The organism is Bacillus sp. GMs2/2 (assembly GCF_050172095.1).
GTDB classification, from domain to species: domain Bacteria; phylum Bacillota; class Bacilli; order Bacillales; family Bacillaceae_G; genus Bacillus_A; species Bacillus_A cereus.
Genome location: NZ_JBNLYE010000038.1, coordinates 1 through 26110, shown reverse-complemented (window position 1 = coordinate 26110; position 26110 = coordinate 1). Strand labels below are relative to the sequence as shown.

Sequence of the window (26110 nt, the reverse complement as noted above, 5' to 3'; positions counted from 1 at the left end):
CCTTTATTACATACGGAGAATAATTAAAAAATAATCAGTTGTTCACACGATTGTCAGATTCATAAGAGGAAAGTTGTATTATGATAGTAGATAAAGTGATAAAACGGGTGAAGGGGGACATGCTGCGTGCATATTCTTGTTGTTAGTGTAAATTATCGAACAGCCCCTGTAGAATTTCGTGAGAAACTCACATTTCAGGCAGCAGAACTAGAGCGAGCGATGACTACATTACAAAATCAAAAGAGCGTGTTAGAGAATGTCATTGTATCAACTTGTAATCGCACTGAGATTTATGCTGTTGTCGATCAATTACACACGGGACGGTATTATATTAAGAAGTTTTTAGCTGATTGGTTTCAGCTTGAAATAGAAGAAGTCGCGCCATATTTAACTATTTTTGAACAAGATGGTGCAATAGATCATTTATTCCGCGTAACGTGCGGTTTAGATTCTATGGTAGTCGGAGAAACGCAGATTTTAGGTCAAATAAAAGATAGCTTTTTAGAAGCGCAACAAGTTAAAGCAACAGGCACAATTTTTAATGAATTGTTTAAGCAAGTCATTACATTAGCAAAACGTGCCCACTCAGAAACAACAATCGGGGAAAGTGCGATGTCTGTTAGTTATGCTGCTGTTGAGCTTGGAAAGAAAATATTTGGCGAGTTAACAGATTGTCATGTGCTTATTCTTGGTGCTGGTAAAATGGGCGAACTTGCACTGCAAAACTTATATGGAAGTGGTGCTCGTAAAGTAACAGTTATGAATAGGACGCTTTCGAAAGCAGAAGTAATGGCTGAGAAATATATGGGACATGCAAAATCATTAAGCGAATTACAATGTGCATTATTAGAAGCAGATATTTTAATTAGTTCAACTGGTGCATCGGAGTATGTCATTACGAAAGAGATGATGACAAAGGTAGAGAAAATGCGCTCTGGTCGCCCTTTGTTTATGGTTGACATTGCAGTGCCACGTGATATTGATCCAGCGATTGATGAGCTAGAAGGTTCTTTCTTGTATGATATTGATGATTTACAAGGAGTAGTGGAGGCAAACCGTGCTGAGCGTTTGAAAGAAGCAGAGAAAATTCAATTTATGATTGAAGAGGAAATTGTTCTATTTAAAACGTGGTTAAGTACACTTGGTGTTGTTCCATTAATATCAGCTCTTCGTGATAAGGCACTTGCAATTCAAAGTGAAACGATGGTAAGCCTAGAGCGAAAAATACCAAACCTTAGTGATCGTGAGAAAAAAGTCATTAGTAAGCATACGAAAAGTATTATTAATCAATTATTAAAAGACCCAATTTTAGTAGCGAAAGAAATAGCTGCTGAAGAGGGAGCGAGCGAAAAATTAGCGTTATTTGCGAAGATTTTCGATTTAGAAACGGAAGACGTAGAGAGTTGTGCGGAAGAAGTAGAACATAAAAAAGTGTGGACACCATCCGTTCCATCTTTATAATTTGGAAGGATGATCGGATGAGTTTTTTAAATAACAGTATTATTTATCATATTGCAATTATTTTATATGCTTGTAGCATTAGTTTATATTTTATAGATTATTTCCAAAGTAACCGAAAGGCGAACCGATTTGCTTTTTGGTTACTTGCGATTGTATGGGTCCTGCAGTCTATTTTTATGTTGCTTAGGGCTACAGATTCAGAAACGAATCCAATTTTAACTTTATTATCAGGGATTTATTTTTATGTTTGGTTATTGATTACGATGTCGTTAGTCATTAATCGATTTATGAGAATCGACTTTTTAGTCTTTTTTACAAATGTTGTTGCATTTGGCGTAAGCGCTTTTTCTATTTTTACACCGCTCGGAAAGATGTCGCCAGTACTTGCGGAACAATTAGTTTCAGAACTTGTATACGTGCATGTCGGTATGGCAATTATTTCTTACGCAACGTTTACTGTATCGTTTATTTTTTCTATTATGTACTTATTACAATATCGCCTATTAAAAAAGAAAAAATGGAATGCGAGATTAAGAAGGTTAGGGAATTTACCGAAGCTAGAATCTATGTCTTACGGATTAAATTTATTTTCTGTTCCATTTTTCTTACTAGCAATTTTATTAGGATGTATATGGGGATATACAAAATTGGATAATTTCCATTGGTATGATACGAAAGTAATCGGATCTTTTGTTGTTCTATTTGTGTATTGCACAGGTTTATATTTACGAGCGGCAGATGTGTTGCAAGGTAAGAAAATTGTACAGTGGAATATCGGATCGTTTCTCGTAATGCTAGTAAACATTTTTCTATTAAGCAGTTTATCCAATTTCCACTTTTGGTATTTATAATGAGGAGAGAGAATTATGCGCAAAATTATTGTAGGATCACGAAAGAGTAAACTAGCATTAACGCAAACAAACTGGTTTATTGATCAGTTAAAAGCCCTAGGTCTACCATATGAATTTGAAGTGAAAGAAATTGTCACAAAAGGTGATGTTATTTTAGATGTTACTCTTTCAAAAGTAGGCGGCAAAGGCTTGTTTGTAAAAGAGATTGAACACGCGCTACTTACGAAAGAAATCGATATGGCTGTACATAGTATGAAAGATATGCCAGCCGTACTTCCAGAAGGTTTAATGATTGGTTGTACACCAAAGCGTGTTGACCCTCGTGATGCTTTTATCTCAAAAAATGGAGCATCGTTTAAAGAGTTAGCGGAAGGTGCTATTTTAGGTACGAGTAGTTTAAGACGTAGTGCACAGCTACTCGCTGCGAGACCAGATTTACAAGTTAAGTGGATTCGCGGGAATATCGATACACGTTTACGTAAATTAAAAGAAGAAGATTACGATGCGATTATTTTAGCGACAGCTGGATTACAAAGAATGGGCTGGGATGATGAAGTTATTACAGAACATTTAGATGAAACGTTATGTGTACCTGCTGTAGGACAAGGTGCATTAGCGATTGAGTGTCGTGAGGATGATAAGGATTTATTGCAATTGTTAGCGCATATTAATGATACGATAACAGAAAGAACAGTGGCAGCGGAGCGAGTATTTCTTCATAAACTTGAAGGTGGATGCCAAGTTCCAATTGCTGGATATGCAACCCTTACAGAGAACGATGCAATCGAATTAACAGCTCTTGTCGGCTCTATGGATGGCTCTGTTTTATTAAAAGAGACAGTAGTGGGTACTAATCCTGAGGAAGTAGGATTAGAGGCCGCGGACCGTTTAATTAAGCAAGGCGCCCAAGAACTCATTCTTGCTGCAAATAAGGAGCAACAATAAATATGAACGCTCTCGCTGGAAAAACGGTATTGATTACACGTGCCCAGCATCAAGCGAAACAAATGAGTGTAGCAGTGAAAGAAAAGAGCGGAATTCCATTGGAAATTCCGCTTTTGCGTATGGAAGGTATGTCTCATAGGCAAATTCAACATATTGAAGAGCAGCTACATTCATACGACTGGGTTATTTTTACGAGCAGAAATGGTGTAGCTTTTTTTCTAGATAGTTTAAAAAAGAAACTACCACTAACCATTAAAATCGCTGCGGTAGGTGTGAAAACAAAATTAGAGTTAGAAAAAAGGGGCTATCAAGTTCATTTTGTTCCGACTTCATTTGTTGCAGAAGCATTTGCAGAAGAGTTTCTAAAAGAATTAAGTGGAAATGAACGTATTTTATTTCCGAAAGGGAATTTAGCAAGAGAGGTAATTCCGGTTGCACTTCGGGAAATTGGTGTTTCTCTAGATGAGCTAACCGTATACGGTACGAAAGTGAATATAGAAAAAAAGCAAGAGCTTATAGCGGCATTGAAGTTAGGGAAAGTAGACATTATTACATTTACGAGCCCTTCAACTGTTACTAGTTTTGTTCGTTTACTTGAGGGTACAAACTGGAGAGAATGGACAAAAAAATGTACAATTGCTTGTATAGGACCTATTACGGAAAAAGAGGCAAGTCTTTATTTTCCGTCTGTTATTGTGCCGAAAGAGTACACTGTAGAAGCATTACTACAATGTGTTTGTGAATCTATAAAATGAAAGAATGGGGATAGAAATCTATGAACTCTTTACAATTTAATCGTCATCGTCGTTTAAGACAAAGCGGGGGCATGCGTGCGCTTGTGCGTGAAACGTTTTTACATACGGAAGATTTTATTTACCCTATTTTTGTATTAGAAGGTGAAAATGTTCGTAATGAAGTTCCTTCTATGCCAGGCGTATATCAAATGTCTTTAGATTTATTGCAAGCTGAAATGCAAGAAGTTGTTGATTTAGGTATTCGTTCTGTTATTGTATTTGGTTTACCTGCTGAAAAGGATGAAGTTGGATCATCAGCATATTGTGATCATGGAATTGTACAACGTGCTATTCAGCAAATTAAAGGTGATTTCCCTGAGCTAGTAGTAGTTGCAGACACATGTTTATGTCAATTTACAAGCCATGGTCATTGCGGTGTAATTGAAGATGGTATTATTTTAAATGACGAGTCTCTTGCAGTTCTTGCGAAAACAGCTGTAAGTCAAGCGAAAGCAGGAGCGGACATTATTGCGCCATCAAACATGATGGACGGCTTTGTAACAGCAATTCGCCATGCATTAGACGAAAATGGTTTTGGACACGTGCCAGTTATGTCGTACGCTGTGAAATATTCATCAGCATTTTATGGACCATTCCGTGATGCTGCGCACGGTGCACCGCAATTTGGTGACCGTAAAACATATCAAATGGATCCGGCAAACCGTATGGAAGCATTCCGTGAAGCAGAATCAGATGTAATGGAAGGTGCAGATTTCTTAATCGTAAAACCAGCTCTTTCTTACTTAGATATCGTTCGTGATGTGAAAAATAACTTTAATTTACCAGTTGTCGCTTATAATGTAAGTGGTGAATATTCGATGATTAAAGCGGCAGCGCAAAATGGTTGGATTAATGAAAAAGAAGTTGTTCTTGAAAAATTAATTAGTATGAAACGTGCAGGAGCAGATTTAATTATTACGTATCATGCAAAAGATGCAGCAAGATGGTTACAAGAAGGAGGCGCTAAATAATGAAAAAGTTTGATAAGTCAATTGCAGCGTTTGAAGAGGCGCAAGACTTAATGCCTGGTGGCGTAAATAGCCCGGTTCGTGCCTTTAAGTCTGTTGGGATGAATCCGTTGTTTATGGAGCGTGGAAAAGGCTCTAAAGTATATGATATCGATGGGAATGAATACATCGACTACGTATTATCATGGGGTCCTTTAATTCATGGTCATGCAAATGATCGTGTTGTAGAAGCGTTAAAATCTGTTGCTGAAAGAGGTACAAGCTTCGGTGCACCAACAGAAATTGAAAATAAATTAGCAAAACTTGTTATTGAGCGCGTGCCATCAATTGAGATTGTGCGTATGGTTAACTCTGGAACGGAAGCGACAATGAGTGCACTACGTTTAGCTCGTGGTTATACAGGTCGTAATAAAATCTTGAAATTTATCGGTTGTTACCACGGTCATGGTGATTCGTTATTAATTAAAGCTGGTTCTGGTGTGGCGACTTTAGGTTTACCAGATAGTCCTGGTGTACCAGAAGGTGTAGCGAAAAATACGATTACAGTAGCTTATAACGATTTAGAAAGCGTAAAATACGCGTTTGAACAATTCGGTGATGATATTGCTTGTGTAATTGTAGAACCAGTAGCAGGAAATATGGGGGTTGTTCCTCCGCAGCCTGGATTTTTAGAAGGTCTTCGTGAATTAACAGAACAAAACGGTGCATTGCTTATTTTTGATGAAGTAATGACAGGGTTCCGAGTAGATTATAATTGTGGCCAAGGTTATTATGGCGTAACGCCTGATTTAACATGCTTAGGTAAAGTAATCGGTGGTGGTTTACCGGTAGGAGCATACGGTGGTAAAGCGGAAATTATGCGCCAAGTTGCGCCAAGCGGACCGATTTACCAAGCTGGTACTTTATCAGGTAACCCACTTGCAATGGCGGCAGGTTATGAAACGTTAGTACAGTTAACGCCAGAATCATATGTAGAATTTGAGCGTAAAGCTGAAATGTTAGAAGCTGGATTACGTAAAGCAGCTGAAAAACATGGCATTCCGCACCATATTAACCGTGCAGGCTCTATGATTGGTATTTTCTTTACAGATGAACCCGTTATTAATTACGATGCAGCAAAATCTTCAAACTTAGAATTCTTTGCGGCTTACTATCGTGAAATGGTAGAACAAGGTGTATTCTTACCGCCATCTCAATTCGAAGGTTTATTCTTATCGACAGCACATAGTGATGCAGATATTGAAGCGACGATTGCAGCAGCTGAAATTGCAATGTCAAAATTAAAAGCGTAATGTATTAGAGAAAATCGCTCTCCATAAGGGGAGCGATTTTTTTTATTCATAAAGTAAGCTTTCTGCACATAAATCTGTAATGACATATAGTTTGGGAGGGGGAAAAGAAGTGGCTGCAGATCATTCATTACGATTTTCATTAAAAGAATCTGTGTGGTTCCAAAAAGGACAGGAAGTCGAAGAACTTTTGTCAATTTCGTTAGATCCAGACGTTGAGATAGAAGAGCTTGATCATGAAGTAATCGTGAGAGGACAATTAGATTTAACCGGAGAGTATGTTGCACGAAAAGATGATTCGGCGTATTCATTAAGAGAACTATCGCCAGCAAAGTCAATTGATTATGTAGAAACAAGAGAAGATGGGGTTAATGAACTTGTTCATTCCTTTCCACTTGAAATATCAATTCCGAGAAATCGAGTGAAAGTAATTGAAGAGCTATATGTATCAATCGAGGAATTTGATTATGAATTAAAGGAAAATGGTTGCTTACAATTATTAGCGGATATATCTATTACCGGTTTGTGTGATGAAGAGAGAGGCGAGGATGAAGTTGAAGAGGAAGAAACGGTGTATGCTGAGTTAGAAGAAGATTCAGCGCAAGAGGATGAAAATAGACCGGCGCCGCATGTAGAAGAACCAGCATATAAGGAATCAGATGAGTGGGAAGATTACGCATTTGAACCGTTCCAATTAGAGGAAAGAAAAGAGCAGGAATTAGAAGAAGAGAAAATAGAAGAACATGAATTTGTGGAACGTGAAGAGGAGCAAGAAACAACGCCGCAATTTGAACTGTTCGGACGAAAAGATTTCAAGAAAGAAAAAGCGAAAAAGCAGGAAGAACAAGAAGAAGAGTACTCACAGCGAGATGAAAATGCGCTTTATTTAACAAAACTATTTACGAAAGAACCGGAAGAAGAATTTACAAAGTTAAGAATGTATTTCGTGCAAGAAGGGGATACAATTGAATCTATTGCAGACCGTTATGAAACGTCTGTACAAAATTTATACCGTGTCAATCAAACAGAAGATATATTTTTAAATACGGGGCAAATTATTTATATTCCCGTTTCAAGGGTAAAGACGAAATAAGGAAGTGAGTGTTTTCACTCACTTCCTTTCTTAGAGGCTATGTTTTGAATAGAAAGGGTTATTCGTATGGATATTGAGTTGCGAAATCACTATGAACCTATTGTGAGGCAATATAGATTGGATACGCAGCATATGGAAGAGCACGGAAATGTAATGAAAATTTATACGAATCAAGGTCCATATGCACTCAAGAAAATAGAAGGCAGAAAGTTAGAGCGGAATAACTTTCTGCATCATATTCAATATTTGAAGGAGAAAGGTTTTTCAAATTATGTACCTATATATCATGCGACGGATGGAAGTTATATTTTAAGTGACGGGACGTATAATTATTATTTAATGCCTTGGTTAGAACGTGCAGAAGGAAACGGTGAGGACAATGATCAATACCATAAAATGTTTCAGACACTTGGAACGTTGCATCAAAAAACTGTGAAGGAAGAAACGTATACGGAAGAAGATTTAGAAAAACATTATACAAGTATATCCGATCGTTGGGAAAATGATGGTGAGATGTTAGAAGAGTTTCTCGTAGAATCTGAATCAAAATGGTATATGTCCCCGTTTGAATTGCAATATTGTACGTACTATCATCATGTAATGAGAGCGCGTGAATTTGCAACGAAGCAATTAAATGAGTGGAACGATGCGATGAAAGAAAAAGAGAAAACGCGTATTACTTTTGTGCATGGTAATGTGTCACTTAATCATTTTTTATTTGACTATGAGCGGAATGGCTATTTTATTAGTTTAGAAAAATCGAAGTTTGCAACGCCTGTGCAAGATATAGTAGGTTTTTATTCACGGTCTTTAAACACATATCCAATCGCAAGAAGTGATCGGTTTGAATGGTTTCAAATGTATCAAAAAAATTTCCCTTTTACGAAAGAAGAGCAACTACTTATGTTTGCGTATATGACGTATCCATCGCAATTTATTCGGCAAATCCAGTCCTATAAGAAAAGAAGAGATAATCGCAACGAGGAAAATGAACTGCGCGGAGTAAAGAGTTTGCAACAATCGCATTGGCTCGTTAGCAATATAGAATATTTCCTGTCACAATTACAAGCTGCCCAGCAAGGGAACGGATAAAGTAAAGGCATTCCCCGCTGATGATTAGCCTTCACCAATTGGGCGTTTACGGGCATCAGGGCTCCCATCTAACTTCTTTGCTTCAGTTGAGTTTTGAGGTGGAGGTCTTACTGCCCGCAAATAGCGGGGGAAAGAAGATAAGTAGAGGATTCTACTTATCTTCTTTTTTTTGCACGAAAAGCTGTAGTTTTAAATTTATCTTGACGAATAAGGTTTCGTTTTTTACACTATTGTATATAATAATTAACAATCATATAAATGCCTTGAAGGGGAAGAGTATAACATGAAACGTCTTCAGAGAGGAGAATCATTAGCTGGGAGATTCTCTAGATAGTTATGTTAGAAGGTAGCCCTGGAGCATCTTTTCTGAACGGAATAGTTCTTATTAGGAAAAGACGGATTTGTCCGTTATCAAATTAAGAGTATAAGCAAATTATGAATTTGTTTGTAAATAAAGGTGGTACCGCGATGTCCCTCGTCCTTTTTGGATGAGGGACATTTTTTATTTTAAGGAGGGAAAATAATGTCAAACACGGAAAAGAATTTACCAACTAAATATGATCATATGTCCGTTGAAGAAGGCCTTTATCAATGGTGGCTTGAAGGCAAATATTTTGAAGCAACAGGAGACGAGAAGAAACAGCCATATACAATTGTAATTCCACCTCCGAACGTAACTGGTAAGTTACACTTAGGTCATGCTTGGGATACAACTCTTCAAGATATTTTAACTCGTACGAAGCGTATGCAAGGATACGATGTGCTATGGCTTCCAGGAATGGACCATGCTGGTATCGCAACACAAGCGAAAGTAGAAGGAAAACTTCGTGAAGAAGGTATTTCACGTTACGATCTTGGCCGTGAAAAATTCCTTGAAAAAGCTTGGGAGTGGAAAGAAGAATACGCTTCTCACATTCGTCAACAATGGGGAAAAGTTGGTTTAGGACTAGACTATTCTCGTGAACGCTTCACATTAGACAAAGGTTTATCAGATGCGGTTAATAAAGTATTCGTTCAATTATACGAAAAAGGCTTAATTTACCGTGGTGAATATATCATCAACTGGGATCCAGCAACACGCACAGCTCTTTCTGATATTGAAGTAATTCATAAAGAAGTTCAAGGTGCATTCTACCATATGAACTATCCGTTAACAGATGGTTCTGGTCACATTCGTCTTGCGACAACTCGTCCAGAAACGATGCTTGGTGATACAGCAGTAGCAGTTCATCCCGAAGACGATCGTTACAAACATTTAATCGGAAAAACAGTTACACTTCCAATCGTAGGCCGTGAGATTCCGATTATTGCTGATGAGTACGTAGAAAAAGATTTCGGAACGGGCGTTGTAAAAATTACACCAGCTCATGACCCGAATGACTTTGAAGTAGGTAACCGTCATGACTTACCACGCATTTTAGTAATGAACGAAGATGGAACAATGAACGAAAAAGCTGGTAAGTATAACGGTATGGATCGTTTCGAATGCCGTAAAGAATTAGTGAAAGACTTACAAGAAGCTGGCGTATTAGTAGAAATCGAGCCACATATGCATTCAGTAGGTCATAGTGAGCGTAGCGGTGCAGTTGTTGAGCCTTATTTATCAACACAATGGTTCGTAAAAATGGCTCCACTTGCTGAAAAAGCAGTAGCGCTTCAACAAAAAGAAGAAGAAAAAGTAACGTTCGTACCAGAGCGTTTTGAAAACACATATTTACGCTGGATGGAAAATATTCATGACTGGTGTATTTCTCGTCAATTATGGTGGGGACACCGTATTCCAGCTTGGTACCATAAAGAAACTGGTGAAGTATACGTAGGTACAGAAGCACCAGCAGATATTGAAAACTGGAATCAAGATAATGACGTACTTGATACATGGTTCAGTTCAGCGTTATGGCCATTTTCAACACTTGGTTGGCCAAATGAAGATTCAGCAGACTTCAAACGTTACTATTCAACAGATGCACTAGTAACGGGTTATGATATCATCTTCTTCTGGGTATCTCGTATGATTTTCCAAGGTTTAGAGTTTACAGGAGAGCGTCCATTTAAAGATGTATTAATTCACGGTTTAGTTCGTGATGAGCAAGGTCGTAAAATGAGTAAATCTCTTGGTAACGGTATTGATCCAATGGATGTTATCGAGAAGTACGGTGCAGATGCAATGCGTTTCTTCTTATCAACAGGAAGTGCACCAGGTCAAGATTTACGTTTCAGCATGGAAAAAGTAGAATCTACTTGGAACTTCATTAATAAAATTTGGAACGCATCACGTTTCGTATTAATGAACATGGATGATATGAAGTATGAAGAAATCGATTTAACTGGTGAAAAATCAGTAGCAGATAAGTGGATCTTAACTCGCTTAAACGAAACAATCGAAAGCGTAACACGTAACATGGATAAATATGAGTTCGGTGAAGCTGGTCGTTCATTATACAACTTCATTTGGGACGATTTCTGTGATTGGTATATTGAAATGGCGAAACTTCCACTATACGGTGAAGATGAAGCAGCTAAGAAAACAACTCGTTCTATTTTAGCTTACGTATTAGATCAAACAATGCGTCTATTACACCCATTCATGCCATTCGTAACAGAGAAAATTTGGCAACATTTACCGCATGAAGGCGAGTCTATTACAGTAGCTGCGTGGCCAACAGTTCGCGAAGATTTACAAGATACGGAAGCTGCGGCAGAAATGCACCTTCTAGTTGATATCATTCGCTCTGTTCGTAACATCCGTGCAGAAGTAAATACGCCAATGAGCAAAAAAGTTCAAATGCAAATTAAAGCAAAAGATGAGGCTGTACTTGCTCAACTTACGAAAAACAGCTCTTACATTGAGCGTTTCTGTAACCCAAGCGAATTAACAATTCAAACGGACTTACAAGCGCCAGAAAAAGCAATGACTGCAATCGTATCAGGTGCAGAGTTATTCTTACCGTTAGCTGATCTTATCAATCTTGATGAAGAGAGAGCTCGTCTTGAGAAAGAACTTGAGAAGTTCGATAAAGAAGTAGAACGTGTACAGAAGAAACTTTCTAACCAAGGTTTCGTAGCGAAAGCTCCTGCAGCGGTTATTGAAGGAGAGCGTGCGAAAGAGCAAGATTACCTAGAAAAACGCGAAGCAGTTCGTCAACGTCTAGCAGATCTTGAAAAGTAAAAATGTTTTTAGAGACTCACTATATTGGTGAGTCTCTTTTCTTTGCGTATAATAGAACTATGAAAGTTGTCTTTTGAAAGGGGAAAAATATACGTGATACATACATACGAAGAAGCGATAGGGTGGATCCATAGCCGATTGAAATTTGGAATTAAGCCAGGATTAGAAAGAATGAGATGGATGTTAGAAGAACTTGGAAATCCAGAGCGTCATATAAAATGTGTTCATCTTGCTGGTACAAATGGAAAAGGTTCAACGTTAACATATATGCGTTACATGTTAGAAGGCGCGAAATATAAGGTAGGAACGTTTACCTCTCCTTACATCGAATCATTTAATGAACGCATTAGTGTGAATGGAACACCAATTGCAGACGAAGAGATTACTGAACTTGTAAAGATGGTAAAACCAGTCGTTGAAAAACTAGATGAAACGGATTTAGGGGAAGCGACAGAGTTTGAAATTATTACTGTTATGGCGATTTGCTATTTCGGTAAAGTCAATTTCTGTGATGTTGTTTTATTTGAAACAGGGCTTGGTGGACGTTTTGACTCTACCAATGTTATACACCCTGTCCTCACGATTATTACGAATATCGGTCACGATCATATGCATATTTTAGGAAATACACTAGGGGAAATTGCATATGAAAAGGCGGGGATTATTAAGTCTGGCGTGCCGGTAATTACTGGTGTACAAGATGAAGAAGCTTTGCAAGTCATTCAAAATGTTGCAAAGGAAAACCATGCAAACTTATACGAACTTAGCAAGCATTTTACAGCGTTACATAAACAGTCTAATGAAGATGGGGAACAGTTTGATTTTACTTGTCCTTTTTCCGCATTTGAAGATTTGCAAATCTCAATGAAAGGCATTCATCAAGTAGGAAATGCAGCGTTAGCACTTATGGCAGTAATGTATGTAAAAACATATTTATCATTTTTAATTGAAGAAGAGGAAATAAGAACGGGATTACTGGAAGCATATTGGATTGGGCGCTTTGAAAAGTTGCAAAGTAACCCGGATATTATTATAGATGGTGCTCATAATCCAGAAGGTATCGAAAGCCTTGTGAAAACAGTAGAAGCGCATTACAAAGATAAAAATGTAATAGTGTTATTTACTGCCCTTGGTGATAAACAATTACATAACATGGTAGGCCAATTAGAAACCATTGCAGATGAAATTATTTTTACAACATTCGCCTTTGATCGTGCTATTTCTGCTGATAAGCTTGCATCATATTCACAGAAAGAATCAAAATTAGTTTTTGAAAATTGGAAAGAGGCAATTGATACAAAAGTTGAAATGATAGCAGAAAATGATGTTTTTATCATAACGGGTTCTCTTTATTTCATTTCTGAAGTACGAAAATATATTCGCGAGAAAAACTAGATAGTCTTTGCTATCTAGTTTTTTTGTTCTACAAATGAAGTCAAATGCATACATATAAGATAAATATATAGGGTTATTTGGCGAATTCCTCTGACAAATATCTCGTTTTTTTATGAAATGAATATGATATGATGCGGACAACGATAAGAGGTGAGGTGTGAGTGTATGGACAAGCAATCACGAACGATCTCAGTGAAAGTGAATGGAACAGAAGCGAAGTATGAGGAAAAAAAGAAAGATGAATTTGAATGGATGGTAGTAGAAAGTGAACGACCGAAAAATGTTGTTCCGTTTCAAAAAGCGAAATCAATGTCTGTGGAAAAATACCGAAAGAAGTGGAGTAATACATTAATTGTAATCGTTGCAACTGCAATCATTATCGGTACGGCGTTTGGAATGGGGATGCTTCATTTACTTACTGGACAAGGAACGACAGGAGGAAGTGAAGTGACAGCTTCAAGGCCGACTGGAAATGGAGAATCAAAGGTGGGTGGAACGGCAGAACAAACACCAGCACCGAAAGAAGAAAAACAAAAAGCACAGACAGGAACGTCATTGGATCCGATGAAATTATTTTTTGTTCAAGGGGGGCTTTATTCTTCTGAAGAAAAGGGACAGGCAGCTCTTGAAGAATGGAAAGGCAATGGGGGCATTGGTGCTTTGAGACCGAGCGGTGATAAGTATGCAATAGTTGTTGGTATTGCTAGCGATGAACAGTCTATAAATCAATTAATGACTAAGTATAAAAATGATGGTGTCTCCGTTTTAAAAAAGAGCTGGGATATAACAGATAAAGCATTGCTGAAAGATGATAAAGAAGTAGGGACATTTTTAACAAAAGTGCAGCCATTATACACTCATTTAGCAAAATATGCTTCTAGCGTACAAGTTGGTGGAAAAAGCAGCCCAAAAGATATAGAAGCAATTGAAAAAGAATGGAAAAAGGTTGAAAAAGAAGGGGAAAGTATGAAACGAGAAGAAGCAAAGAAACTGTATATGTTTACGTCGGTAGCTGTACAAACAGTAAAAGATGGAAAGGTGGATAAGGAATCTTTGGCGAAATTAAATCAAGTTATTATTGATGGTTTACTCTCGTATGAAAAAATTGTTTCGTAGAAAGTGAAATGATAGGATAATAAAATGAGTAAGAAAGAAGTACATGTACTTCTTTCTTTTCTTTTGAATTTAGAGCAAAGTGCTTTCTCTATGACGGGAATATAATCGTATGCAATAAAGAAGTTTTATTTTAGTTAGAGAAATTAATATTTCTTTCATTTGTGGGCAAACTATTCCTTTGATACGATTAATATAAATTGTTCTGCTTCATGTGAGAAAGGAAGGAGAAAATATGAGAAAAATAATTTTAGCTTCAGGATCACCTCGGAGGAAGGAATTACTTGAGTTAGCTAGTGTGCCATTTGAAATCGTTGTAAGTGAAGTAGAGGAAACAATTGGTGCATATTCATCGCCTTCTGATATTGTAATGTCACTTGCCTTGCAAAAAGCATCAGCGGTGGCAGAAAATAATAGTGATCACATTGTGTTAGGTGCGGATACAATTGTTACATATGAGTCGCGTATTCTTGGTAAGCCTTCTAATGAGGATGAGGCGAAAGAGATGTTACAATTACTATCAGGGAAAACACATGAAGTGTATACAGGTGTTGCGATTATAGCAAAAGAAAAAACGGTTACTTTTTATGAGCGTACAGAAGTTACATTTTGGGAGTTAACAGAAGAGGAAATTGATACATACGTCGCGTCGAAAGAACCTCTTGATAAAGCCGGTAGTTATGGGATTCAAGGTAAAGGATCTATTTTCGTTCAAAATATTCAAGGGGACTACTATAGTGTAGTTGGCTTACCAATTGCACGTCTCGTTCGGGAATTAAAACAATTTGATATTGATGTAACCCATGCGTAAAATTGCATGGGGTTTTCTTTGAGAGAACAAATAAAGGGGTGGAGAGATGAACGGTATTCGTGATGTTGTAAGAGAAGAACAGCCACGGGAGCGTTTATTGTTAGAAGGTGCTGGAAGTTTATCAAATCGAGAGCTTCTCGCAGTGTTACTCAGAACAGGTTCTAAAGAAGAAACAGTTTTAAAGTTGTCAGATAAAATTTTACACCAATTTGATGGCTTACGTATGTTGAAAGATGCAACATTAGAAGAGCTAATTAGTATACATGGTATTGGGATTTCAAAGGCATCGCAACTTATGGCAGCCTTTGAACTAGGCAGAAGAATGGTACGTTTAGAATATCAAAATAGATATAGTATTCGAAGTCCAGAAGATTGTGCGAAATACATGATGGAAGAAATGCGTTTTTTACAACAAGAGCATTTTGTTTGTTTATATTTAAATACAAAAAATCAAGTTATACATAGGCAAACGATCTTTATTGGAAGCTTAAACACGTCAATTGTACACCCGAGGGAAGTTTTTAAAGAAGCCTTCCGTCGTGCAGCAGCCTCTATCATATGTCTTCATAACCATCCCTCAGGAGATCCCACGCCGAGCCGTGAAGATATTGAAGTAACCAAACGCTTAGTAGAATGCGGCCAGATTATCGGAATTGAAGTGCTTGATCATATTATAATAGGTGACCATAAATTCGTGAGTTTAAAGGAAAAAGGTCATATTTAAGACTATGCTTTTTACTTATTTTGTTTTATAATGTGATTTATGAGTTTTTTGTAGAAATTTATCTACAAAAAGGATAAAGATATAAAAAACGTACTGTTTTTATAATATAAATTAAGAAAAAATGAGTCCGTGAAAACAAGAAAGGAAGATAAATAATATGTTTGGATTTGGTGGATTTACTCGCGATCTTGGAATAGACTTAGGAACTGCGAACACGCTTGTATATGTAAAAGGAAAAGGTGTAGTTTTACGTGAACCTTCAGTAGTGGCGTTACAAACTGATACGAAACAAATCGTTGCTGTAGGTAGCGACGCAAAACAAATGATTGGTCGTACACCAGGGAACGTTGTGGCACTTCGCCCGATGAAAGACGGTGTAATTGCTGATTACGAAACAACTGCAACAATGATGAAATATTACATTCAACAAGCTCAAAAATCAAACGGTTTCTTCTCACGTAAGCCGTATGTAATGGTATGTGTACCATCTGGTATTACAGCTGTAGAAAGACGTGCAGTAATCGATGCGACTCGTCAAGCGGGTGCTCGTGATGCTTATCCTATCGAAGAGCCATTTGCAGCAGCAATTGGTGCAAACTTACCTGTTTGGGAACCAACTGGTAGTATGGTTGTTGATATCGGTGGTGGTACAACAGAAGTTGCAATTATTTCTCTAGGTGGTATTGTAACAAGCCAGTCAGTCCGTGTTGCTGGTGATGATATGGACGATTCAATCATTCAGTACATTAAGAAAAGCTATAACTTAATGATCGGTGAAAGAACAGCTGAAGCATTAAAATTAGAAATTGGTTCTGCAGGCGAGCCCGAAGGTATCGAGCCTATGGAAATTCGCGGTCGTGATTTAGTAAGTGGTTTACCAAAAACAGTACTAATTCAGCCAGAAGAAATTGCAGATGCATTAAAAGATACAGTAGATGCGATTGTAGAATCAGTTAAAAATACGTTAGAAAAAACTCCACCTGAATTAGCGGCTGATATTATGGACCGCGGTATCGTATTAACAGGTGGCGGGGCATTACTACGTAATTTAGATAAAGTAATTAGTGAAGAAACGAAAATGCCAGTTCTTGTTGCAGAAGATCCATTAGATTGCGTAGCAATTGGAACAGGTAAAGCATTAGACAATATCGATCTTTTCAAAACTGCTGCTCGATAATATTGCAAAATAAAAATCAGTGAAATTAAGAGGGTGTGAACGTGCCACAGTTTTTCTTAAACAAAAGATTAATTGTTTTGTTGGTTAGTATTATTCTTCTCGTGGCATTGATTGGAATCTCATTGAAAGAACGGAACAGTTTAACATGGCCAGAGCAGTTTGTTAAAGATACTGTCGGTGGTGTAGAACGTGTATTCCAAAAGCCAGCGAAATACGTAGCTGGATTCTTCGAAAATGTAGAGGATGTAAAGCGCACGTATGAAGAGAATAAAGAATTAAAAGCAAAATTAGATAATTATGCAGGTCTATCAGGGAAAGTAAAACAATTAGAAGATGATAACAAGAAGCTACAAGAGCTAACTGGTAAAAAAGAGTTAAATAGCGGGTATACTGAAATTCCAGCTACTGTTGTTTCTCGTAATCCAGATAAATGGTACGATTTAATTGGAATTGATAAAGGGGCACAGCAAGGAATTAAAAAAGATATGGCTGTAGTAACTTCACAAGGGTTAGTTGGAAGAGTGAAAAGTGTATCTCAGTTTACATCATCAGTAGAATTACTAAGTTCTATGAGCCGAACAAATCGCGTTTCTGCTATTGTACAAGGGCAAGAGAAAATCTTTGGATTGATTGAAGGTTATGACAAAGAAAAGCAATTACTTCTTTTCACAAAGATTGGCTCTGATGCACCGGTAGAGAAAGATCAACTAGTTGTAACATCTGGACTGGGTGATATTTTCCCGAAAGGTCTTGTAATTGGAAAAATCGTTGAAGTTCAGCCGGATGCATATGGCTTAACAAAAACAGCTTATGTAAAACCTGCCGCTGATTTAAATGACGTAGAGCATATTACGGTTGCTAAACGTGCAACACCTTCAGCGCCATTAGAATAGGAGGAGAAGAAGAGATGATGAAGATATTAAAAAGAGCAGCTCTTCCTCTTTTGCTCCTTTTTGTGTTTCTATTTGAAAATATGTTTGCTACTGTTGTTCCAACGGATGTGTTTTGGAAAGACAGCATAGCAGCACCGCATTTCTTTATAATCGTATTATGTTTTATTACAGTGTATTATAGTCCGGTCCAAGGGATTTATTACGGACTATTATTTGGCTTCTTATTTGATACCGTATACACAGAACTTGTCGGGATATATATTTTTGCTTATCCGATTTTAGCTTATTTAGTATATAGTGTGATGAAAGTACTACAATTGAATTTATTTATTGTTGTTTCTATCATATTAGCTAGTGTTGTAGCACTAGAGTATTATGTGTATGGATTCTTAACTTTATTAGGACGTACTCATATGCCAGCGTATGTCTTTTTCACAGATCGTCTCCTTTCTACTTTATTGTTAAATGCTATTTTCTTATTGATAGTTTGTTTCCCACTGAGACGATATATAGTGCGTCTTTCAAAAGCGATGGAAGAAAAAGAAAAAAGGATTTTCTAATTTTATGTCGAATTGAATCGGTGGGGTGAACTTTAGTGGAAGAAAAAAAGCAACAAAATGTAACGATAAAAGGGACAAAAGATGGGATAACGCTTCATTTAGATGATTGTTGTTCATTCTCAGAATTATTGGTGGAATTAGACGGAAAACTTTCTACACATTACTACGATGGTGATGGACGCTCTCTAATTGAAGTGCATGTGAAAGTAGGAAATCGTTATTTAACAGAAGTCCAACAAGAAGAGATTCGTACGTTAATTCGTAATAAAAAGAATCTTGTTGTGGATTCAATTGAAAGTGATGTTATCACTAAAGCAGAAGCAATAGCTTGGAAAGAAGAAACAGAAATTGTCCCTATTTCCAAAATTGTTCGCTCTGGACAAGTTTTACATGTAAAAGGAAATTTGTTGTTAATTGGAGATGTTAATCCAGGCGGAACGGTTATCGCTGGGGGGAATATTTTTGTCGTAGGATCATTAAGAGGAATTGCACATGCTGGGTATTATGGGGATTCGGATGCTGTAATCGCTGCATCTGTTATGAACCCGATGCAACTTCGAATTAGTGATGTGGCAATGCGGGCTCCGGAAGAGAAAGAAGACGGAGCGGAGGCGGCAGAATGTGCGTATATTAATGAGAACAATCACATTGTTGTCGATCGCCTGCAACTTCTCACTCATCTTAGACCTAATTTAACAAAGTTAGAAAGGGGAATTGTATAGCTGTGGGAGAGGCAATAGTAATTACATCTGGAAAAGGCGGAGTAGGTAAAACTACTACATCTGCGAACATTGGTACGGCCCTAGCGTTATCTGGAAAGAAAGTGTGCTTAATTGACACAGATATCGGTCTTCGAAATTTAGACGTAGTAATGGGGCTGGAAAATCGTATTGTATTTGATCTTGTTGATGTCGTTGAAGGGCGTTGCCGTTTACCTCAGGCTCTTATTAAAGACAAACGTTTTGATGATCTTTATTTATTACCTGCAGCACAAACGAGTGATAAATCAGCGGTAACACCTGAACAAATGGATGAATTAATACAAGTATTACGTCAAGATTATGATTACATATTAATCGATTGTCCTGCGGGGATTGAGCAGGGATTTAAAAATGCGGTAGCTGGTGCGGATAAAGCAATCGTTGTTACGACTCCAGAAGTATCCTCAATGCGCGATGCGGATCGTATTATTGGGCTTTTAGAAAAAGAGGATATTGAACCACCGAAACTTGTTATTAACCGTGTACGTAGTCATATGCTTCATGAACAGGATATGTTAGATGTTGATGAAATTGTACGTACATTGTCAATCGAGCTTCTTGGTGTTGTCGAAGATGACGATGAAGTTATTCGAGCTACAAATACAGGTGAACCTGTGGCGTTGCAACCAAGCGGAAAAGCAGCGTTGGCTTATCGTAATATTGCAAGACGCTTGTTAGGTGAGAATGTACCATTACAAGCATTTGAACAAGAAAAGGTATCGGTATTTGCAAAGGTGAAAAACTTCTTTGGAATCCGTTAAGAGCACTTCGCACATATGCGAGGTGCTTTCTTTTTTCTTCACACGAATATCTTTCTTTCTTAGCTCATACATATGTACAAACTGTATACAACTGTTTCTAATGAAATTAGCTTAACGAAAGAAAGGAGACAGTATGAAGAATAGACGCGTAGAAGAAATTAAAAAGCGGATTGCAAAAAGGAAGGCCGAGCAAGAAAGGATGGAGGAAGAGCAGTATTTTAACGGAGGGAATTTTGATAGTGAAGCGGTATTTATTGAAGATGGAGAAAAGGAAATGCATCCTTTATTTCGAAAGGAAGTCTTTTTCTTCAAAGTTTTATTATCAGCAATATTAGTTCTTTCGGTTGCTATTTTATATAAGAATGCTCCTTCTTCATTCAATGGAGCTAAAGCTGTTACAGAAAAAGTGATGAAAGAGGAATTTCAGTTTGCTACTGTAGCGAAATGGTACGAAAAGCAATTTGGAAAACCGCTCGTATTCTATTCGCCGAACGAGAAAAAAGAAGGAAGTATTCAGCAAAAAGATTATGCAATTCCTGCTTCTGGAAAGGTAATGCAAGGGTTTCAAAAAAATGGCCAAGGTGTATTTGTCCAAACAGCTACAAATGCAAAAGTGGAGTCAGTAAATGAAGGGTTAGTTGTTTTTGCAGGCAAGAAAGAGGAACTTGGAAATACAGTTCAAATTCAACATGCAGATGGTACGGAGTCATGGTATGCAAACTTAAACGATATGTCAGTGAAATTATATGATTACGTTTCAAAGAAACAAAAAATTGGAACGGTAAGTAATGATACAAATGATAAAAATGGAAAGTTTTATTTCGCGATAAAAAAGAATGAAAAATTTATTGATCCGATCCAGGTGATATCATTTGATTAAATATAGGGACGTTTTAACGAAAATTTCCGTGCATCCATTATTTTGGGTTATTATTGTCATTGGTATTTTTACTGCGCGTTTTAAAGAGTTACTACTGTTATTTTGTATTGTTCTTATTCATGAATTTGGGCATGCTTTTGCAGCAGCACACTATAATTGGCGTATAAAAAGAATTCAGCTTTTGCCGTTTGGTGGCGTTGCCGAGCTTGAGGAACATGGTAATAAGTCATTGAAAGAGGAACTTGTTGTCGTAATTGCAGGACCGATTCAACATGTTTGGATGATGCTGGTAGGTTACATGTTGTTCGAAGCCGGTTGGCTGAATACAGATTTATATTATTTCTTTATGTGGAATAATATAATTATTTTAGCATTTAATTTACTCCCTATTTGGCCGTTAGATGGCGGGAAAGTATTGTTTAATGTATTATCATATCGTTTCCCTTATTTACAAGCACATGAAAAGATGATGCAATTGTCATGTGTTTTTTTTGGTGTAATATTAGGATGGCAGTTACTCTGGAATAGTAACAATATTATGATGTGGGTACTACTCATATTTTTAGCAGTGTCATTATATCAAGAGTGGAAACAAAGACGGTATGCATTTATGCGTTTTTTATTAGAACGTTATTATGGAAACAAAAGAGGAATCGAAAAGATTGCACCTATTGAAGTGCAAACGGAAGATCGTTTATATACGATCTTCACAAAATTTCGTAGAGGATATAAGCATTCTATTATCGTCCGTGGAAAATATAAAGAGCATTACACATTGGATGAAAATGAATTGCTCTATGCATATTTTACTGAAAAACGAACAACTTCATCAGTTGAAGAATTAATCGGTTAGTGTTGACGATAGCACTAACCTTTTATTATTGTAAAAGCAAAGAAGATTATAAAGTGAGGAAATAATTTTGAAAACGTTATATGTGAATTACGCTGGTTCGGAAAAGCGGGTTGCAATTGAAGAGAAGAAAAAAATTGTTGAGTTTTTATGGAAACGTAATGAAGAGCAAGAGATTGTTGGGCATATTTATGTTGGACGTGTCGTAAGAACAATTGCTGGAATGAATGCAGCTTTTGTAAACATCGGTTTAGAAAAACATGCTTACCTTTCATACGATGATGTACCATCTTCTTATCGTATACATGAAGGGCAAGCGATACTCGTACAAGTTGTAAAAGAGGCAATTGATACGAAAGGGCCTAAATTGACAGCGAATATAGAATTTACCGGGAAATATGTCGTTTATATGCCGTTTGATGAGATGCGCGCTGTTTCTCGAAAAATAAAAAATAATAAAAGAAGACAACAGTTACTCCAAATTGAAATAGAGGGAACGGGGGGATACATTTTCCGTTCTGCTTCTGAAAAAGGAGCAATTGAAGAAATACAAGCTGAAATGCAAGAGTTACAACAGTTGTATGAAGAGTTAAAAAGAAAAGAGGGCCAAGGAAAGGCGCCGTTATTACTTCATCGACCGGCGACCTTTTTAGATCGTGTATTTCAAGAGAACCCAATTGAAACCATTGAAAAAGTAGTTGTAGATACAAGAAGTATAGTAAAAGAATTAGAAGACAAAATTGGAAAAGAAAAAGTATCTTTTTATAATGAAAAGTCTTCGATGTTTAACCATTTTGGAATAGAGCGTGAAATTGAGAAAGCACTTCAAAAAATTGTTTGGCTTTCAAATGGTGCTTATTTAATTGTAGAACAAATGGAGACGATGACTGTAATTGATGTGAATACGGGCAAGTTTACGGGAAAACAAAATTTACAAGATACAGTACTTCGCACAAATGAGATGGCAGCTGAAGAAATTGCACGCCAATTAAGACTTCGTGATATTGGTGGTATGATATTAATTGATTTTATTAATATGAAAAAAAGAGAAGATAAAGAAAAGGTAAGAGAATGTCTCATAGCTGCTATGCAAGATGACCGCACATATACAAGGGTGCTCGGCTTTACGGAGCTAGGGATTTTGGAAATGACACGTAAACGTAAAAAGCATTCTTTACGGGACGTATTATTAAAAGAGTGTGTACCTTGCAAAGCGACGGGTTATGTGATGTCGCATGAAACAATTGCGTATGAGTTAGAGAGAGAACTAATCACATATGGCAATATAGAAGATGAAGCGGTATTAATCGCTGCGCCTAAAGAACTGCAAAAACAGTTTTTGCAAAAAGAATTACAAAAAAATATTCCATTTGAAATTTATTTCAAAGATGATAATATCGAAAAGTATGCTATCGTTCGTTTTGGAAGTAAAAAAGAAATTGTAGAGCGGAAAAAATAGTTAGCAGAACATTTATTGACAACCGTCTATGATTCATGATAACATCTTTATGTTATAGTTTATAGCACCTAAACGGCTATATGCTACAACCGCACAAGACAGGTTCCCTAAAGGCATTTATGTCTACCTCGTTTTTGGCGAGTCTTAGTAATTAAGAGGAGGTGCAAGTATGTACGCAATTATCGAAACAGGTGGAAAACAAATTAAAGTTGAAGCTGGTCAAGCAATCTACATTGAAAAATTAGATGTTGAAGCTGGTGAAACTGTTACTTTTGACAAAGTTCTTTTCGTTGGTGGCGAAAACGTTAAAGTTGGTAGCCCAGTTGTAGAAGGTGCAACAGTTACTGCGAAAGTTGAAAAACAAGGTCGCGCTAAGAAAATTATCGTTTTCAAATACAAAGCGAAAAAGAACAATCGTAAGAAACAAGGTCATCGTCAACCTTACACTAAGCTAGTTGTTGAAGCTATCAACGCTTAATTCTGGTTAACATGATTAAAATTACGATAAGTCGCACGAAATTAGGAAGTATCCAATCATTTAAAATGACTGGACATGCCGATTATGCGCCACATGGACAAGACCTTGTCTGTGCTGGAACTACAGCGGTTGTGTTTGGTTCTATAAATGCAGTGGAAGAACTTTGTAATGTGCAAGCAACTATTGAACTCGGAAGTGATGGCGGATTCTTAACGTATGAATTGCCTAATGATTTAGACGTTCATACAGCAGAAAAAGCACAAACGCTTTTAGAAGGATTAGTTGTTTCGCTTAAGACGATCGAACTTGATTACGGAAAGTATATCCGTTTAATAGAAAAAGTGCAGGAGGTGTAACGTATGTTAAGATTAGATCTTCAGTTTTTCGCATCTAAGAAAGGTGTAGGTAGTACAAAGAACGGTCGTGACTCTCAGTCAAAACGTCTTGGTGCTAAACGCGCAGATGGTCAAACGGTTACAGGTGGTTCAATTCTTTACCGTCAACGCGGTACAAAAATTTATCCAGGTGTTAACGTTGGTCGTGGTGGCGATGACACTTTATACGCGAAAGTTGACGGCGTAGTACGCTTTGAGCGTCTTGGTCGTGACCGCAAACAAGTGAGCGTATATCCTGTTGCTCAAGAAGCATAAGAACTCACGGAAAACTCTAACCTGAGTGCAGGTTAGAGTTTTTCTATATTAAGGGGTATCTAAATGAATGAAAAATGGACAATTATAGATGCATTGCGCCATTCAAGACATGATTGGCTCAATCGTATGCAGATGGTGAAAGGAAACCTTTCCCTTGGAAAAGTGGAAGAAATTCATAGTCTCATCGATCGTTTTGTCCAAGAAGCGAGACAAGAATCCAATCTGATGGGGCTATCAATGCCTTTATTTTCAGAGTGGATTTTAACATATAATTGGAAACAGCAGCCGTGCTTATTGGAGTACGAAGTATTAGGGAAATTACATAACTTATCTCACTTAGATGAGACTGTATGTACATGGACGAATCAATTTTTCTCGATGCTTCAGCATAGTTTAGACGTATATGTTGAAAATTATGTTTGTATCACAATTGAATGTGACGCGGATAATGCTCGTTTCTTTTTTGATTTTCGTGGTAAGCTAACGAGTGTAGAAGAACTACAGAATTGGCTTGCGATCCAAAACAATAAATGGTATTCCATTTCTTATACAGTGCGAGACGAAGAAGTCTCAGTTATATTACAACCAATTGAAAAAAGTGTGGTGAAATAATGTTTGTAGATCAGGTCAAGATATATGTAAAAGGCGGCGACGGTGGTAATGGTATGGTTGCGTATCGTCGTGAGAAGTATGTACCAAAAGGTGGCCCAGCAGGTGGCGACGGTGGTAAAGGTGCAGATGTTGTTTTCGTAGTTGAGGAAGGCTTACGTACATTAATGGACTTCCGCTACCAACGTCATTTCAAAGCTGATCGCGGTCAGCACGGAATGAGTAAAGGTCAGCACGGACGTAAGTCTGAAGATTTACTTGTAAAGGTTCCGCCAGGAACAGTAGTAAAAGATGAAAAAACTGGTCAAATTCTTGCCGATTTAGTAACGCATGGACAAACTGCTGTAATTGCAAAAGGTGGCCGCGGTGGCCGTGGTAACTCACGTTTTGCAACAGCTACGAACCCAGCGCCAGAAATCGCTGAGAACGGGGAACCAGGTCAAGAGCGTGATGTTATTCTAGAACTTAAAGTACTAGCAGACGTTGGACTTGTTGGATTCCCAAGTGTAGGTAAATCTACATTATTATCTGTTGTATCATCAGCGCGTCCGAAAATTGCAGAGTATCATTTCACAACAATCGTTCCAAATCTTGGTGTTGTTGAAACGGGTGATAACCGCAGCTTCGTTATGGCTGACCTTCCAGGACTAATTGAAGGCGCACATGCTGGCGTCGGACTTGGACACCAATTCTTACGTCATATTGAGCGTACACGTGTAATCGTGCATGTTATTGATATGTCTGGTTTAGAAGGCCGTGATCCATATGAAGATTACGTAACGATTAATAATGAATTAAAAGAATACAATCTTCGCTTAACTGAGCGTCCACAAGTTGTTGTTGCAAACAAAATGGATATGCCAGATGCAGAAGAAAACTTACAAGCATTTAAAGAGAAAGTGGGAGACGAAGTAAAAATCTTCCCAATCTCAGCTGTAACAAGACAAGGTGTTCGTGACTTACTGTTTGAAGTAGCGAACTTAATAGAAACAACACCAGAATTCCCAATACATGAAGTTGCGGATGAGTCTGATACAAGTGTAATGTACAAATTTGATACTGAAGGTGTTAAATTTGAAATTACACGTGAAAGTGATGGCACGTTTGTTATCTCTGGTTACGATATTGAGAAGACATTCAAAATGACAGACTTCTCACGTGATGAATCTATACGTCGTTTCGCTCGTCAAATGCGCGGAATGGGTATTGATGAAGCGCTTCGTGCACGTGGTGCGAAAGACGGAGATATTGTAAAAATTCTTGAATATGAATTTGAATTTATCGATTAAGACTGCCGAAATACGGCAGTCTTTTTTTATATCGTAAA

General features: G+C 37.4%; 26 protein-coding genes and 2 other annotated features. All 26 genes read left to right on the top strand.

Annotation, left to right across the window (positions count from 1 at the left end):
* Nucleotides 1-126: 126 nt before the first annotated feature.
* The 26 genes from hemA (at nucleotide 127) to obgE (ending at nucleotide 26072) form a co-directional block, all read left to right on the top strand.
* Nucleotides 127-1461 (top strand): glutamyl-tRNA reductase, encoded by a 1335-nt coding sequence (gene hemA, locus ACQGS6_RS08450; RefSeq protein ID WP_000547867.1) that lies wholly within the window; start codon nucleotides 127-129, stop codon nucleotides 1459-1461.
* Nucleotides 1462-1478: 17 nt separating this feature from the next.
* A complete protein-coding gene (locus ACQGS6_RS08445) occupies nucleotides 1479-2312 on the top strand; it encodes a cytochrome c biogenesis protein (RefSeq protein ID WP_000008991.1) in 834 nt (277 codons plus the stop codon).
* A gap of 15 nt (nucleotides 2313-2327) precedes the next feature.
* Nucleotides 2328-3257: a hydroxymethylbilane synthase gene (gene hemC / locus ACQGS6_RS08440; protein ID WP_001226402.1), complete on the top strand. Its 930-nt coding sequence runs from the start codon at nucleotides 2328-2330 to the stop codon at nucleotides 3255-3257.
* Nucleotides 3258-3259: 2 nt separating this feature from the next.
* The gene (gene hemD / locus ACQGS6_RS08435; RefSeq protein WP_000992348.1) at nucleotides 3260-4012 is read left to right on the top strand and encodes a uroporphyrinogen-III synthase; all 753 of its coding nucleotides are present in this window, start codon (nucleotides 3260-3262) and stop codon (nucleotides 4010-4012) included.
* A gap of 20 nt (nucleotides 4013-4032) precedes the next feature.
* Nucleotides 4033-5022, top strand: a complete 990-nt coding sequence (hemB, locus tag ACQGS6_RS08430; RefSeq protein WP_001087065.1) for a porphobilinogen synthase — start codon at nucleotides 4033-4035, stop codon at nucleotides 5020-5022.
* Nucleotides 5022-6311 (top strand): glutamate-1-semialdehyde 2,1-aminomutase, encoded by a 1290-nt coding sequence (hemL, locus tag ACQGS6_RS08425; RefSeq protein ID WP_426965022.1) that lies wholly within the window; start codon nucleotides 5022-5024, stop codon nucleotides 6309-6311. Before hemB ends, hemL begins: the two co-directional genes overlap by 1 nt.
* A gap of 79 nt (nucleotides 6312-6390) precedes the next feature.
* The gene (gene spoVID, locus ACQGS6_RS08420; protein WP_128267123.1) at nucleotides 6391-7401 is read left to right on the top strand and encodes a stage VI sporulation protein D; all 1011 of its coding nucleotides are present in this window, start codon (nucleotides 6391-6393) and stop codon (nucleotides 7399-7401) included.
* Nucleotides 7402-7467: 66 nt separating this feature from the next.
* The gene (gene ysxE / locus ACQGS6_RS08415) at nucleotides 7468-8493 is read left to right on the top strand and encodes a spore coat protein YsxE (RefSeq protein WP_000350658.1); all 1026 of its coding nucleotides are present in this window, start codon (nucleotides 7468-7470) and stop codon (nucleotides 8491-8493) included.
* A 254-nt stretch (nucleotides 8494-8747) separates the two neighbouring features.
* Nucleotides 8748-8979 (top strand) — a binding site (T-box leader).
* A 37-nt stretch (nucleotides 8980-9016) separates the two neighbouring features.
* Nucleotides 9017-11662 carry a valine--tRNA ligase gene (locus tag ACQGS6_RS08410; protein ID WP_000072250.1) on the top strand — a complete coding sequence of 882 codons (2646 nt, stop codon included), beginning with the start codon at nucleotides 9017-9019 and terminating at the stop codon, nucleotides 11660-11662.
* Nucleotides 11663-11755: 93 nt separating this feature from the next.
* On the top strand, nucleotides 11756-13057 hold the full coding sequence (locus ACQGS6_RS08405; protein WP_000582068.1) for a bifunctional folylpolyglutamate synthase/dihydrofolate synthase: 1302 nt from the start codon (nucleotides 11756-11758) through the stop codon (nucleotides 13055-13057).
* A 165-nt stretch (nucleotides 13058-13222) separates the two neighbouring features.
* Complete coding sequence (locus tag ACQGS6_RS08400) at nucleotides 13223-14173, top strand: stage II sporulation protein B (RefSeq protein ID WP_426965021.1); 951 nt, start codon at nucleotides 13223-13225, stop codon at nucleotides 14171-14173.
* Between the two features lie 232 nt (nucleotides 14174-14405).
* A complete protein-coding gene (locus tag ACQGS6_RS08395; protein ID WP_001226291.1) occupies nucleotides 14406-14981 on the top strand; it encodes a Maf family protein in 576 nt (191 codons plus the stop codon).
* Between the two features lie 46 nt (nucleotides 14982-15027).
* Entirely contained in the window at nucleotides 15028-15705 is a 678-nt protein-coding gene (gene radC / locus ACQGS6_RS08390) for a DNA repair protein RadC (protein ID WP_001013391.1), read from the top strand.
* A 157-nt stretch (nucleotides 15706-15862) separates the two neighbouring features.
* On the top strand, nucleotides 15863-16882 hold the full coding sequence (mreB, locus tag ACQGS6_RS08385; RefSeq protein WP_000466736.1) for a cell shape-determining protein MreB: 1020 nt from the start codon (nucleotides 15863-15865) through the stop codon (nucleotides 16880-16882).
* 41 nt (nucleotides 16883-16923) lie between these two features.
* Entirely contained in the window at nucleotides 16924-17775 is an 852-nt protein-coding gene (gene mreC / locus ACQGS6_RS08380; RefSeq protein ID WP_426965020.1) for a rod shape-determining protein MreC, read from the top strand.
* Nucleotides 17776-17789: 14 nt separating this feature from the next.
* Nucleotides 17790-18335, top strand: coding sequence for a rod shape-determining protein MreD (mreD, locus tag ACQGS6_RS08375; protein ID WP_000975766.1), 546 nt, complete (start codon nucleotides 17790-17792; stop codon nucleotides 18333-18335).
* A 35-nt stretch (nucleotides 18336-18370) separates the two neighbouring features.
* Nucleotides 18371-19057: a septum site-determining protein MinC gene (minC, locus tag ACQGS6_RS08370; RefSeq protein ID WP_136986061.1), complete on the top strand. Its 687-nt coding sequence runs from the start codon at nucleotides 18371-18373 to the stop codon at nucleotides 19055-19057.
* Nucleotides 19058-19059: 2 nt separating this feature from the next.
* Complete coding sequence (gene minD / locus ACQGS6_RS08365) at nucleotides 19060-19857, top strand: septum site-determining protein MinD (RefSeq protein WP_000503309.1); 798 nt, start codon at nucleotides 19060-19062, stop codon at nucleotides 19855-19857.
* 133 nt (nucleotides 19858-19990) lie between these two features.
* Nucleotides 19991-20737: a stage IV sporulation protein SpoIVFA gene (spoIVFA, locus tag ACQGS6_RS08360; RefSeq protein ID WP_000797471.1), complete on the top strand. Its 747-nt coding sequence runs from the start codon at nucleotides 19991-19993 to the stop codon at nucleotides 20735-20737.
* The gene (gene spoIVFB, locus ACQGS6_RS08355) at nucleotides 20730-21590 is read left to right on the top strand and encodes a stage IV sporulation intramembrane metalloprotease SpoIVFB (protein WP_426965019.1); all 861 of its coding nucleotides are present in this window, start codon (nucleotides 20730-20732) and stop codon (nucleotides 21588-21590) included. Before spoIVFA ends, spoIVFB begins: the two co-directional genes overlap by 8 nt.
* A 67-nt stretch (nucleotides 21591-21657) precedes the next feature.
* Nucleotides 21658-23046, top strand: a complete 1389-nt coding sequence (locus ACQGS6_RS08350) for an Rne/Rng family ribonuclease (protein ID WP_025966443.1) — start codon at nucleotides 21658-21660, stop codon at nucleotides 23044-23046.
* Nucleotides 23047-23123: 77 nt separating this feature from the next.
* Nucleotides 23124-23201 (top strand) — a sequence feature (ribosomal protein L21 leader region).
* A 14-nt stretch (nucleotides 23202-23215) separates the two neighbouring features.
* Nucleotides 23216-23524 (top strand): 50S ribosomal protein L21, encoded by a 309-nt coding sequence (gene rplU, locus ACQGS6_RS08345; protein WP_000270907.1) that lies wholly within the window; start codon nucleotides 23216-23218, stop codon nucleotides 23522-23524.
* Nucleotides 23525-23535: 11 nt separating this feature from the next.
* A complete protein-coding gene (locus tag ACQGS6_RS08340; protein ID WP_002001054.1) occupies nucleotides 23536-23880 on the top strand; it encodes a ribosomal-processing cysteine protease Prp in 345 nt (114 codons plus the stop codon).
* A gap of 3 nt (nucleotides 23881-23883) precedes the next feature.
* Nucleotides 23884-24174 (top strand): 50S ribosomal protein L27, encoded by a 291-nt coding sequence (gene rpmA / locus ACQGS6_RS08335; protein ID WP_000944958.1) that lies wholly within the window; start codon nucleotides 23884-23886, stop codon nucleotides 24172-24174.
* A 63-nt stretch (nucleotides 24175-24237) separates the two neighbouring features.
* Nucleotides 24238-24786, top strand: coding sequence for a sporulation initiation phosphotransferase B (locus ACQGS6_RS08330; RefSeq protein WP_001003583.1), 549 nt, complete (start codon nucleotides 24238-24240; stop codon nucleotides 24784-24786).
* Complete coding sequence (obgE, locus tag ACQGS6_RS08325; protein WP_000497127.1) at nucleotides 24786-26072, top strand: GTPase ObgE; 1287 nt, start codon at nucleotides 24786-24788, stop codon at nucleotides 26070-26072. The genes ACQGS6_RS08330 and obgE overlap by 1 nt, the downstream gene beginning before the upstream one ends.
* Nucleotides 26073-26110: the final 38 nt, after the last annotated feature.